A 12,557-nucleotide genomic window follows, 5' to 3' on the forward strand; every position below is an offset into this window, starting at 1 on the left:
TAAACAACGTCAACAATCGCGGTTAATGTTGGTGTTTGCCGCATGCAGTGGTGTGATAATGGTGGCCCTCGGCGCGTTTGCGGCTCATGGTTTAAGTCATACATTAGCCCCTTATTTACTCGATGTGTTTAAAGTCGGGGTCCAATATCAGGCCTGGCATACATTGGCATTATTAGCTTGTGGAATATTGTCACGCTTTTTGCCATCAAAAGCGTTATCATACGCGGCGCTGTTTTTTGGTCTCGGTATAATTTGCTTTAGCGGCAGTTTATATGCATTGGCTTTAACTGGCATTAAGTGGTTTGGTCCTATCACACCGATGGGCGGAATATGTTTTATTATTGGCTGGGTGATGCTCGCAATAGCAGCCTGGCGTTCAGCTTGAGGGTTCCAACGTGAATCAAGTTTTATTGTACTGTCGTCCTGGCTTTGAAAAAGAATGTGCCGGAGAGGTTCAAGACAAAGCAAATACGCTGGAATTGTTTGGTTTCCCTCGGGTGAAAAACAATTCAGGTTATGTGTTATTTGAGTTTTATCAAGCAGGTGATGCGAATAAGTTTATTCAATTGCAGCCATTTTCGCAGTTGATTTTTGCTCGTCAAATGTTTGCTACTTCAGCCATGCTAGCTGGCTTACCATCAGAAGATCGTATTTCACCTATTTTAGAAGCGATTGGTGAAAATTTCCCTATCTGTGGCGATTTGCGTATCGAAACACCTGATACCAATGAAGCGAAAGAGCTATTGAAGTTCTGCCGTAAATTTACGGTGCCATTACGCCAAGCAATGCGTAAGCGTAATATTTTATACGTTAAAGATAACCATAAAAAACCCGTTTTACATGTGTGCTTTATTGCCCCTGGTTGCTGCTTTGTTGGTTATTCTTACCCTCAAAATAATTCCCAATTTTTTATGGGCATTCCGCGTCTTAAATTCCCTGCTGACGCGCCAAGCCGTTCAACACTGAAATTAGAAGAAGCTTTCCATGTGTTTATTCCACGTGAAGAGTGGGATGAGCGTTTAGCCCCAGGTATGTGGAGTGTTGATTTAGGTGCTTGTCCTGGCGGTTGGACGTACCAATTAGTGAAACGTTCGATGTTCGTTCACGCGATTGATAATGGTACTATGGCGCAAAGCTTAATGGATACTGGCCAAGTTAAATATCATGCGGTTGATGGCTTTAAATATGAACCAGCACGTAAAAATATTACTTGGATTGTTTGTGATATGATTGAAAAGCCAGCTCGTGTAGCGCACCTAATGGGTGAATGGCTGATTAAAGCATGGGCAAAAGAAGCTATTTTCAATCTCAAACTGCCAATGAAAGGTCGTTACGATGAAGTACTGCAAGATATTGAAAATCTAAAAGTACTACTGATTAAAAATGGTGTGAAGTTTAAGCTTCAAGCAAAACATCTATACCATGATCGTGAAGAAATCACCGTCCATATTCAGCGTTTGGATAACCGTTCAGCGTATTAAACAACAGCAGGCCTGTTGCTAAAATAGGCCTCTCTTATTCTTAACCTAAATGTAGATTTAAATTATGAAACAAATCTCTCACAAGACTAATTTGGTTTTCTTCTATTCTGAAGGCGCACCAAATGATAATGCTTTAGACCTCTCAGAAAATAAAAAACTAGTTATAGATGCAGCGAAAGATCATGTTGATAATATTATTTACTACACGCCTAAGAAATTAAGAGATAGTGGATGGCATGACTTTTTAAAAGAATATAAAAGTACTGGGTTAGTTACAGCTAATCCTGGAATGTCAAAAATTGGCTTCAGTGCCTGGAAGCCATTAATTATCTTATTGGAATTAGAAAAAATGGATGACGGTGATATAGTAATATATCGTGATTCCAATATGAAAAAATATGCTCAACTTGCTGATTATTCTGGAATAAAGTCTATTGCTGAAGAGTGTTTAGCTATTTGTGGTTTTGATTTTTTTACGCCTCACCATGATTTTCCAATTAAGAATAAAAATATAACAAAAACAAATGTTTTAAGAGAGTTAGGGGAAGATCATACATTTTCATATGAATACCCAACGATAATGGGAAATTTCATCGTAGTAAGAAAATCTGAAGCATCTGTTACTTTACTAAAAGAATGGATAGCAGCTTGTAAGCATAATGAATGGATAAATGGTGAGCAGTATGGAGAATTAGATCCTAATTTTTCTCACTCTACATCAGAACAAGCAATTTTAAGTGTAATTATTGCGAATTGGATTAGAAAAGGTAAATATAATATTCCGATGGTTTACCCTCTTATATCTTTCCAAGGAAGGAATATAAAGAAAATTAAGTTTAATACTGATTTTTCTTATCTTTCAAGTTTAAATAAATCTGATGCAGAGTATTTGGAATTACCTAAATATGCGGGAAAGGAAAGCCTTCGAGGTATTTTTGAGCTGTCACTAGCAACAAGTAAGATCTTTTACTATAAAAAAAATTATCAATTAATTAAGTTAATTAAAAAAATCAATAAAAATAATAATAAGATAAATTCAAGAATGACTTATTTAAGAGAAAAATTAGGTAAACAGTAATTAATAATAGGCAATTATTGTTTACCTAGATATCCCTAATTATTTTCTTTATAACGAATATCTTGCAAATTAAAGCCCAGTGTTAAATCAGTTTTTAAGCTAGCAACGGCTTTGGATGCACGTGCTATATCTTCATTGCCACTGATTTTCTTGTGCCATTTAGGGGCAAGATCAGTGGCGGTTAGCACAGACTCAAGACTAGGGTAGAGGCTTAATAATTCAACTGCGGCTTTGGGACCAATCCCTGCAATGCCTGGGATTTTACTGGAGCTGATCCCCGCTAATCCCCAGTAGTCCGTTAATAATTGCGGTTTAACGCCATATTCTTTTTCAATAAACGGGCTATCAAGCCAACGTTGTTGAAAGTAATCACGAATACGTAATGTTGGCTGTAATAACTGACAATACCCTTTGTCGGTTGAAACGATAGTGACCTGTTCGTTACGAGAAGCAACTTTTAAGGCTAAGGTTGCCACTAAGTCATCGGCTTCATCACCGTCTGATAATAATGAATCAATGCCAATCGCCATAAATGCATCTTGAATACTATCCATACCCGCTAGCAGCTCTGGCGGCATCGGTTTACGGCCTTCTTTATAATGTGGCAGTAGCTCTGCTCGCCAGCCGCGATCATCACTATTATGGTCAAACACCGCCACTATATGACTCGGTTTGGTGCTACTAATGATTTTCTGTAATGCCTGACAACAAACTCTTGCAGTGTTGTCTACATCGGGTTGCCCCGGTTGCGCTGCATGAACGCGACGAATAAGATTTAATGCATCAATAACAACAAGGTGAATAGCCATAAATAAATTCTATTTAGATGAATAAAAGGAGCGCTTAGGCTCCTTATTGTACGCAAAACTGTAATCAAATAACGAACTTATTTCGCTTGGTCGTGAGAGTTTACAATTTCATAACAAGGATCATATTTACTGCCTGGTAATTTCATGCGCTGCTGCTCCACAAAATTTTTCAACAGCTTATCCATTCGTTGCATCAACACTTTATCGCCATCAATCTTAAACCGGCCATATTGCTCAATTTCATGAATGCCTTCTTCTTTAACATTACCGGCAACGATACCAGAGAAAGCTCGGCGTAAATTAGCTGCCAGTTTTTCTTTAGGTTGATCCATATGTAAATCTAAGCTTGCCATTGCTTTATGAGTCGGGGCAAATGGCATTTGGAAATCTTCTGGAATCGTCAGTGACCAGTTAAAACAATAAGCATCACCAGTGGCTAAACGATGTTCTTTTACGCGAGCCATGGCAGCTTTCATTACTTGTGCGACTTCAGCAGGATCACCAATAATAATTTGATAATGCTGGGTGGCGGCCTCACCTAAGGTATCGCGAATAAAATCATCTAAAGTACGGAAGTAAGCTTCACTTTCTTTAGGACCTGTAAGGATTAAGGGTAATGGTTGTTCTGCATTGTCGGGGTGCATTAAAATCCCCAGAATGTACAGTAATTCTTCAGCAGTCCCTGCTCCTCCTGGGAAAATGATAATTCCATGACCAATTCGAACAAACGCTTCTAAACGTTTTTCAATATCGGGCAAAATAACTAATTCATTGACGATAGGGTTTGGTGGCTCCGCGGCAATAATTGATGGCTCAGTTAAGCCAATAAAACGACTCTCAGAGTAGCGTTGCTTAGCATGGCCAATAGCAGCCCCTTTCATTGGTCCCTCCATCGCTCCTGGACCACAACCCGTACAAATATTGAGTTCGCGTAAGCCTAATTCATTGCCTACTTCACGGGTATATTGGTACTCAACCGGGTTGATCGAGTGCCCTCCCCAGCATACGATAATATTTGGATCTTCACCGGCATGTAGCGTGCGGGCATTACGTAATAGGCTAAACACAAAGTCGGTAATGTGCGGTGCGCTGGCAAGATCGATATCATTACGACGCGCAATATGCATATCGACATAAATAATGTCGCGTAAAACTGAAAACATATGTTCTTGAATGCCACGAATAATACGTCCATCCACAAAGGCATGTTCAGGTGGATTAACGAGTTCTATTTTGATACCTCGTTCTCGACGTAATAAATTAATCGCAAAATCGAGGTGTTTTTCTAGGATTTCTTTCGAGTTATCGGTATGGCTGCCTGAATTTAAAACGGCGAGTGAGCAGTTGCGATAGAGGCGATATAAATCACTGGATGCTGTTGCTTTTAAGCTGTCGGCTTCTATTTGTGATAATAGGTTCATAGCGCCGATAGGGCTGATATGCGTTATCATAATAACCTCCCTGGTAATGATGAAAAGCATGTTCATTTATTGATATAAGGCAGTGACGCAAGGCGTAATCACCAAGGGACTGGTGCTAAAATCAAATAAAGAACAGGAAGTTGACAGTAATATAATTTACTTTTCTATTGTTACCATACACAGTGATTTTATCTTTGACCAGTAAATGATAGTAATAATATAAGCGAGCCGAATGGATGTGCGTATTGGCGTCGTTGGGAGGCTAATTATCGTGAGTGACAATGTTACAGTGCTGGTGCTGAGTATGAAGTAATGTTGTTTCAAGACGTTCAATCACATTCTTGGGGATGTCGTTATTGGTAAAAAATGAGCTACTAATAGAAACTGACATCGATACACTTTGCCCCTTGAAGTGTAACGGTAGTTGAGTGACAGCTGTGCGAATGGTTTGTACTGCTTGGTGACGCTGTTGCTGATTAATATCAGTGATCAATAACATAAAGGCATCATCACTAAAACGCGCAATAAAGTCGGTTGGATTGAGTTGCTGGCTAATGGTTTGAGCGATAATTTTAAGTGCTTTATCTCCAGCATGATGACCATAATTATTATTAATATGGCTGAGATTATCAATATCAACCAGCATTAACAGTAATGGATTTTGGTAACGTAACCAACGTTGATATTCATGTTCAAGACGATCATCAAACGCACTACGGTTGTAGGTCAGGGTTAATTTATCACGGAAGATATTTTGTTGCTGTTGGCTCAAACGTTGGTGGTAGCTGTAAGTCTGTTCTTGTAAATGCAGCACTTTATTATCATTGTGATTTAACTGTTCTAGCAGCGCTTGCTCTCGTTGCTCTAGTTGGCTATTACGTTGCGCTAATTGTTGTAATTCATGCGCAATATTCAATAATGATTCAGGTGCTGTTTCTATCGTATTTTTAGTCTTTAGCTCTTGGTTAATATTCGTCACTATCGTTGAGATGCTAGTGTTAAAGTCACGTCGATGTTGATGTAATACTGAAAAAGAACTGGCTGTTTTCGATGTGTTTTTTTGTAACGAGGCTAAATCACTATTGAGTGTATTTAGAAACCGCTGCGAGGCATGACGTTCAGCATGAGTCCCTGTGACAATAAGACCTAATACTTGTAATAATAATGTCTGTAATGTTTTTTGATCGACGCCTTGTGCTAATTGATTACGAATAGTAAATAGTTGTTCACCTTGTTCGTTGGTGAAATCTATCTCTGTGATAAGACGCTGTAGTTCTGCAACTAACTCAATTTCAAAGTTTTGCTGATTATCACTAGATAGCGTTGTACCGTTATTATTCGCTGCAATTAATTTTATACTGCGTTCATACAGTTCTAGTAAACGTAATATACGCTGATGATTCTCTAATAATGTTGTTGATGGCTGGTTGAAAAGACCGCGTAGATCTCGTTGCAATGATGCAGGTAAACCTTGGTAATGTGACAGAGTGTGTCCGCGTTGATTAACGTGACTTTGTAACTGTTTGCTTTGGCGTTGGATTACATCAGCTTGCTGGATGACCAGACGTTCTACAATAGCTAACCGAGGAATGAGCCGACTAATTTCTAATGGTTGTTCGAGATCATGGGTTATTGCGTGTAATGTACTATCGAGATCGTTATCAAGACCTCGGCAGGCAACCGCTAATCGAGTAATAAGGCGTTTTAATATTACAGTCTCGCGTCGCGATTTTAGATTAGAATCACGGTAAGAAAGTTGGGCAAGGTCTAATTGCTGCTTTAGAACACTGATTTCGGCAACAATGGCATTAATATCTGTCATTGGTTATGCATCTGCACTAATACGATTAAATCCATTTAATTCATAATGTTACTGTAATAATCGTAACATGCTACCAAAAATAAAACCTGATAGTTAGTGCTATTTGTCAGAGTTTCGTATCATTTATATATTTAATTGATATCTTTGTTAAGATTGTGATCGTAGTTCCAGATTATTTCATTATTGGTTGAACTACGTACTTTTACTAATCCTTTAGCTATCCCTTCAATACAAGAACGGCGGATATTATCACCAACAAAACTGGCAGCAGGGGCTGCATCAATCGCACATATATGAACCCAGTTGCTTCCTGGTTGTTTATCATTGAGTCTTACACCAACATTAACGGTCATTAGTAATATATCAATTAACTCTTGATCATTAATTGCAGTATATGCTCGAGGTAAGAAGGGATACTCAGCCATGCCTATTTGCAATGAATTATCGATATTTAACGGCAAGGTATAATTATCAATTAATTGCTGCATCGAGTCTGCTAGTTGTTTTGGATCACAGCTTAAACGTGCATTGGGCTCGATATATAAAAACATAGCATCAGAAAAATGATAAATACGAGCAGGCTCTAATACTTGCTGTTGCAAATAATTGCCAAATTCTTTTTCTGCGGTAAGTCCTTGTTGATAGCCCTTTTCTAGATAAATACGCTTTAAGAATGAGACTTCAAATAGTGCAAATCGTAGCCGATCACTTAGAGGTTCATTAATAATCTCACCCAGGTGCCATTGTTCAAAGTTAGCACTACTCTGTTGGAGCGAATTGGCTAAACGGGCATTGAGCATCCGTAGATTACGTAATCCACTACGAGGGTGAGTATAGTAATCTGTCGTTAACTTAGTGAGTTGCTGCTTTAATTGTTTATTAATGTGCTGGCGGCGCCATAACAGTAATAACATAATGACTAACACCCCAATTAGGGCTAAAGATATTTGCTGCTGTTTATATAATGCATTTTGATTAATGAATTGCTCTCGTTCCATCTCTTCCAGTCTGAGTGAACGCTCCATCATTTTTTGTTGTTGCTTAAATACTTCAGTATTACTTTTATTCGCACTTTTTTGTTTGCCAGCATACAGCTGTTCATAGCGGCGCTGACTGAGGAGGGCATTGTAGTAATCATTTTGCTTTTCAAATGCCTCAGATAAAATGGATTCACCCATTAATTGCAAACTTGTGGCGCCAATACGGCTAGCTGAAATTAAGCCTGCTTGTAATGATGTAATTGCATCATCTAATTCGCCTTTTTCTAACTCTAATTGCCCTTGGAGGATCTGGCTTTCAGCGACAATGTTCTCATTACCACTTTGTAGGGCAAGATTACGAGCTTGAACAATGTATTGCTCTGTTTTGGGATAGTTATATAGATGTAAGTAAACTCGCGCAATATTGAGTCGTAAATTCGCTGAACGAACATCATGTTTAAGCTGATTCTCTTGGTCAAGCGCATTAAAGTAATGTACGAGAGCAAGGTTATAACGCCCTTGTTGTTCATAGATAGAGGCAATTAGGGTTAATGTTCTTGCTAACTGTTGGGTGCGTTTATAACGTTCAAAAAATTCCCCGGCTTGAGTTGCATGTTCTAATGCTTTATCAAACACATGCCGTTCTTCAAAGAGTTGAGCTAATTCATAATTAGCCCGTGCAATTTGTGGTTGATCATCATTTTCAACCGCTAACCAATAACCACTTAATAAGCGATCAAGTGCCATATCATAATGATCATGACGTAAATAATGCTGACCTAATGTGAGTTGATAGTTAATGATTTCATCTTTATCGTCAAATGCGACTAAATAACCTTTAGCTTTGATAAACAGCTTTTCTGCAGCTTCATCTTTACCAATGCTTGATTCAATTAGCGCTCGTAGCATCAGTGATTGATATTTTAATTCTTGTAGTTGGCGGGTAACTTTTATTGGCTGTGCATGCTTCATATCAGTACTAAGCGTATTGAGCATTTTTAGCGCGGTGGCACTGTTACTTAAGTTAACCCAGTAAAATTTGGCTAATAAAATCCGACTTTCAAAGACATTGAACATCAGTTTATTATCAAGTGCTTTTTTTTCAGCTTTTTTGATAACACTAATTGCTTGTTCTGGCCGTTGTAGAAGAGACAAAGCTTGTGCTTGGAGTTGCAATGCATTGATAGTATTCAGTGGGGTGCGGGTAGAATGATCTGTTTCACCGCTAAGATGGACTCGTGATGGATCTTGTGGCTGGCTTAGACGACGTTGTTCGAGGTAGCTTTGGGTGATCGTAAGCGTACGCTCTGGTTGATTAACTAATAAATTATGAGCTTCAGTGAGGATCGGCGAGCTATAAATTTTTGCTTGAAGATCAAATGAAGTTGTTAGTAATACTAACCCAGAAAGAAATAGGCCGCGAAAATTCATATAATCTCAAAACAGCAGAATAACACACAAGATGAGATTAATTTTACTGGGTTAAAGCATCAAGTCCAGCAAAGTAAAGCTTTTTACCGGACTTAATGTTGAATTCGTCGTGAGGATCTAATTACTGACGCGCAAGACGGAAATTATCGCTTGGGGTTTTACCCATATTTGTACGATATGGGTTGATATCTAAACCACCACGACGGGTATAACGTGCATAAACAGTCAGTAATTCAGGCTGACAAAAACGCATAATATCGTTAAAGATACGTTCAACACATTGTTCGTGGAATTCATTATGGTTACGGAATGATACAATGTAACGCAGTAATTGTTCACGATCGATACGATTGCCTTTATAAGCAATACGTACACTTCCCCAATCAGGTTGATTCGTGATTAAGCAGTTTGATTTTAACAAATGGCTATGAACAATTTCTTCCACGATATCATTATTATCAGCGGCACCTTCAAGATATTCAGGTTTGAACGTATAGTCATTAATTTCAATATCTTGATCGTCAATACATTCGCCAAAGAAATTAACAATCTGTTGCTCATTAAAATCCGTAAGCGGCTGAATGGTGACATCAACATCTGCGCCTGCACAACGTGATAAATCGATTTGCAGAGTATCTGCAATATCTTGCCAACCATCAAAGCGTGTTTGATTAAAGCTGTTAAGGTACAGTTTAAAAGATTTTGATTCAATAAGGTTAGGACTTGATGCTGGTAAACGCACTTCACCAATAGCAACTTGTGGTAAGCCTTTTTTATTGAGCCATGATAATTCGTATAATGTCCAAATATCATAGCCAGTAAATGGCAGTGCATCATCGCTGATATTAAGATCGGTACGGTTCAGGCTTCTTGGTACAGGTTGCAGTAGCGAAGGATCATACTGATCTTTATACTCTGTCTTTTGGCCAAGGGTTAAACCGGCTAATTCTTTAGCGTCTTTATATTTACTCATACTGTCTATGACACTCTTGGATTAGAATAGATGTCCGTCGAAACGGTTTAAACCTAAAGTTTACTGAATCTTTTATGAGGTTGCGAATGAATCATCCTGTTACCTGCGCTTTATCTGATTTTTCTGCTCGTTATTTACAAGCATGGTGTGATGCAGATCGCGGTTTTCCCGTAAGTGAGCATTTAGTTGGGCTTATTTCACCTTGTGTTGTCGATGATGATGGTCGAAATGTGACCTGGAAACCGATTGAGCGTCAACCTATGATCACTTTAGATGGGGTCGAAAAAGGCATGGATTTATCACTTCATAGTGATATTAATGCTTTTTATGGATCGCAATTTAGCGGTGATATGAGCGCTATGTTTGGTGATTTATCGCTTGATTTATTGCAAGCATTTAATGATGACGATATTGACCGTTTACAGCAAAATATTTTAGGACACTTAGTTACTCAACGTCGTATGAAGCTTAAACCAACAGTGTTTATTGCAGTATTGGACGATGAATCAAAAGTGATTTCTATTTGTAATTTAACTGGTCAAGTGGTGTTAGAAACTCTTGGGAAAGATCTTCGCCAAGTGTTAGCGGCTGATGTTACGACGTTCTTACAGCAATTACAGCCACTAGTAACAGAGGTGTAGATAGTGTTTGTTGTTGAGCTGCAATTTGAATGTTTTGATAATACTACTTTATCGCAAGTCGATAGTGCGATAAATGGCTTGATGGATGCTTTGCGTTATAACGGTCAAGTACTGGGGCGTGAATTTCCGATTGTGATCGATGATGGTGTCTTTCGAGTGCGAGTTGTGTGTCCAGAGAAAGAGAGTTTGCATTCACGCTATAATAGCCCTCAAGTACGTGCATGCTATGAGCAATTAACACTATCGTGCTTACTAACCCCTAAAATAAAAGTATTAGGGGTTGACCTTAATTCTGATTCTGTAGCGGAAAACTTTTCACCATCGTGGCAAGTACTTTATACCACGTATGTTCACAGCTGCTCACCACTTCGTAGCGGTGATACGTTGCTACCAATACCACTATATCAAACTGGGGCAACAATTGATGGTGATTATAAAGCGGTTGTTAAGTGGCAGACTGAATGGCAAGCATTTGATGAAATCCAAATGGCGATAAGAAGCCAAACCGCAGTTAGTATGGCATTAGCGGAGATTGGCGATATAGATAGCGAGCTTTTTGTACGTGGGCGTGAGTTGTGTCGTCATATAGAAGTAACAACAGAAATCCCAACGTATTATTATCAATACCGTGTTGGTGGTAAAGATAAAGTCACAGAGCTCGCTCGTCGATGTCCTAGTTGTGATGGTGAATGGCGACAATCAGAAGCCTTACATGGTTTGTTTCATTTCAAATGCGATCGATGTCGAATCGTATCAAATATGTCGTGGAATTTTCAGTAATATAAAAAAGCACCTTTAAATTTAGGTGCTTTTTTATCACTAGCGGTCAGCTTCTAATCGAGCCAAACGGGTTGAGAGTGCAAGCACTTGTTGCTCTAGTTGCTCTATACGTTGTTCTGCTGTTAATACTCGATGTTGCTTCTCTATATGAGGGACTTTGGCGTTTTTTTGCCATGCTTGCAGTGCTTTTATTATCACCGGAATAGGCAGAGATGTTGTTAGTCGTGCTTTAATTAATGCAACTGACGGCTGTTTTTTTTCAGTAACTAACTGTTTAATAACCTGTTCTATTTCTTGGGTGATGGTTGACATTATCATTCCTAATGTAAAGGTAGCTATTATTTTCTAAGTAAAGCATCTAATTGATCGATGACCTCGCACCAATCAGCGTCTTGCTGTTGTGCCTCAATAATAAATTGTTGCTGAGCCGGAACTAAAAATGGTGCTTCAGCTAATTTTTGTTGTTGTTCTAATCCATGGGTTTGTAAAAAATGCTCAATAGATTCAGTTGAATTATCTAATCCTAATTGACTGAATAAGTTAGCTAAGTCGTGGTTGAATGCTTCCATGTTGACTCCTTACTGTGCATTATTTTCCTCTGAGTGAGTATAGTGGATATCTACTTAAATAGTTATTTACTTAAATAGCCAATATCGTTGTAAGAGATCTCTTACACGGATGTAAGAGATTGAGTTTATTTTTAGTGGGTATGACGGTTTGTTTTTTTATAATTAATTGATATTAAATGCTTTTTGTTTTTTCGCTGCCTGCGGGATGAAAATAAATATCAGAAAATGTTTAAACATATATTGTGGATAATAATCAAAAGCGTAATCTTATTGGTGTCGGAAGGAACTGACACAACGGAACAGGAAAGTGCCACGGATACAGGCAGTCTCAGGATGAGATACTGGTAAACTAGGATGGTTTATCGGACATGGAATGTGAAGGGAATAGCGTAGGATGCGCTAAAAAGTAAACAGGATGTTTACTGGTCAGGATGACATTAGGATAACTTCAGGATGAAGTAGGGAACACCTCTAGGATTGAGGCATAAAGGATCACTTCAGGATGAAGTAAAGGACACCTCCAGGAAGGAGATGAGAGTCAGAACAGGATGTGATGACGGGTTAGGATGGCC

At 38.6% G+C, this 12,557-nt stretch carries 12 protein-coding genes; 5 read left to right on the forward strand and 7 right to left on the reverse strand.

Annotated elements, in window-relative coordinates:
* Positions 1-25: 25 nt before the first annotated feature.
* The 3 genes from C0W29_RS20350 (at position 26) to C0W29_RS20360 (ending at position 2,559) form a co-directional block, all read left to right on the forward strand.
* Positions 26-385 carry a DUF423 domain-containing protein gene (locus C0W29_RS20350; RefSeq protein WP_045043517.1) on the forward strand — a complete coding sequence of 120 codons (360 nt, stop codon included), beginning with the start codon at positions 26-28 and terminating at the stop codon, positions 383-385.
* A gap of 10 nt (positions 386-395) precedes the next feature.
* Positions 396-1,481: a 23S rRNA (cytidine(2498)-2'-O)-methyltransferase RlmM gene (rlmM, locus tag C0W29_RS20355; protein WP_045043484.1), complete on the forward strand. Its 1,086-nt coding sequence runs from the start codon at positions 396-398 to the stop codon at positions 1,479-1,481.
* 64 nt (positions 1,482-1,545) lie between these two features.
* Positions 1,546-2,559 carry a hypothetical protein gene (locus tag C0W29_RS20360; RefSeq protein ID WP_107174222.1) on the forward strand — a complete coding sequence of 338 codons (1,014 nt, stop codon included), beginning with the start codon at positions 1,546-1,548 and terminating at the stop codon, positions 2,557-2,559.
* Positions 2,560-2,594: 35 nt separating this feature from the next.
* Here the strand turns inward: C0W29_RS20360 and xni are convergent, their stop codons facing one another.
* The 5 genes from xni to queF form a co-directional block, all read right to left on the reverse strand.
* The gene (gene xni, locus C0W29_RS20365) at positions 2,595-3,368 is read right to left on the reverse strand and encodes a flap endonuclease Xni (RefSeq protein WP_045045779.1); all 774 of its coding nucleotides are present in this window, start codon (positions 3,366-3,368) and stop codon (positions 2,595-2,597) included.
* Positions 3,369-3,445: 77 nt separating this feature from the next.
* Positions 3,446-4,819, reverse strand: coding sequence for a nucleotide 5'-monophosphate nucleosidase PpnN (ppnN, locus tag C0W29_RS20370; RefSeq protein ID WP_045045780.1), 1,374 nt, complete (start codon positions 4,817-4,819; stop codon positions 3,446-3,448).
* A 232-nt stretch (positions 4,820-5,051) separates the two neighbouring features.
* Complete coding sequence (locus tag C0W29_RS20375) at positions 5,052-6,611, reverse strand: GGDEF domain-containing protein (protein WP_045045781.1); 1,560 nt, start codon at positions 6,609-6,611, stop codon at positions 5,052-5,054.
* Positions 6,612-6,742: 131 nt separating this feature from the next.
* Positions 6,743-9,022: a tetratricopeptide repeat protein gene (locus C0W29_RS20380; RefSeq protein ID WP_045043488.1), complete on the reverse strand. Its 2,280-nt coding sequence runs from the start codon at positions 9,020-9,022 to the stop codon at positions 6,743-6,745.
* Between the two features lie 121 nt (positions 9,023-9,143).
* Positions 9,144-9,995 carry an NADPH-dependent 7-cyano-7-deazaguanine reductase QueF gene (gene queF / locus C0W29_RS20385; protein ID WP_045043489.1) on the reverse strand — a complete coding sequence of 284 codons (852 nt, stop codon included), beginning with the start codon at positions 9,993-9,995 and terminating at the stop codon, positions 9,144-9,146.
* 86 nt (positions 9,996-10,081) lie between these two features.
* Here queF and syd point away from each other — a divergent pair, with 86 nt between their 5' ends.
* Both syd and C0W29_RS20395 read left to right on the forward strand, forming a co-directional pair.
* Positions 10,082-10,636 (forward strand): SecY-interacting protein, encoded by a 555-nt coding sequence (syd, locus tag C0W29_RS20390; protein ID WP_045045782.1) that lies wholly within the window; start codon positions 10,082-10,084, stop codon positions 10,634-10,636.
* Between the two features lie 3 nt (positions 10,637-10,639).
* Positions 10,640-11,416: a Zn-ribbon-containing protein gene (locus C0W29_RS20395; protein ID WP_045045783.1), complete on the forward strand. Its 777-nt coding sequence runs from the start codon at positions 10,640-10,642 to the stop codon at positions 11,414-11,416.
* A gap of 39 nt (positions 11,417-11,455) precedes the next feature.
* On the opposite strand, the gene C0W29_RS20400 is transcribed toward C0W29_RS20395, so the two are convergent.
* Together C0W29_RS20400 and C0W29_RS20405 are read right to left on the reverse strand one after the other, a co-directional pair.
* Positions 11,456-11,728 (reverse strand): hypothetical protein, encoded by a 273-nt coding sequence (locus tag C0W29_RS20400; RefSeq protein ID WP_036793397.1) that lies wholly within the window; start codon positions 11,726-11,728, stop codon positions 11,456-11,458.
* A 26-nt stretch (positions 11,729-11,754) separates the two neighbouring features.
* Positions 11,755-11,985: a DUF2789 family protein gene (locus tag C0W29_RS20405; protein WP_036793398.1), complete on the reverse strand. Its 231-nt coding sequence runs from the start codon at positions 11,983-11,985 to the stop codon at positions 11,755-11,757.
* Between the last annotated feature and the right edge of the window lie 572 nt (positions 11,986-12,557).

Source organism: Photobacterium kishitanii (assembly GCF_003026355.1).
GTDB classification, from domain to species: domain Bacteria; phylum Pseudomonadota; class Gammaproteobacteria; order Enterobacterales; family Vibrionaceae; genus Photobacterium; species Photobacterium kishitanii.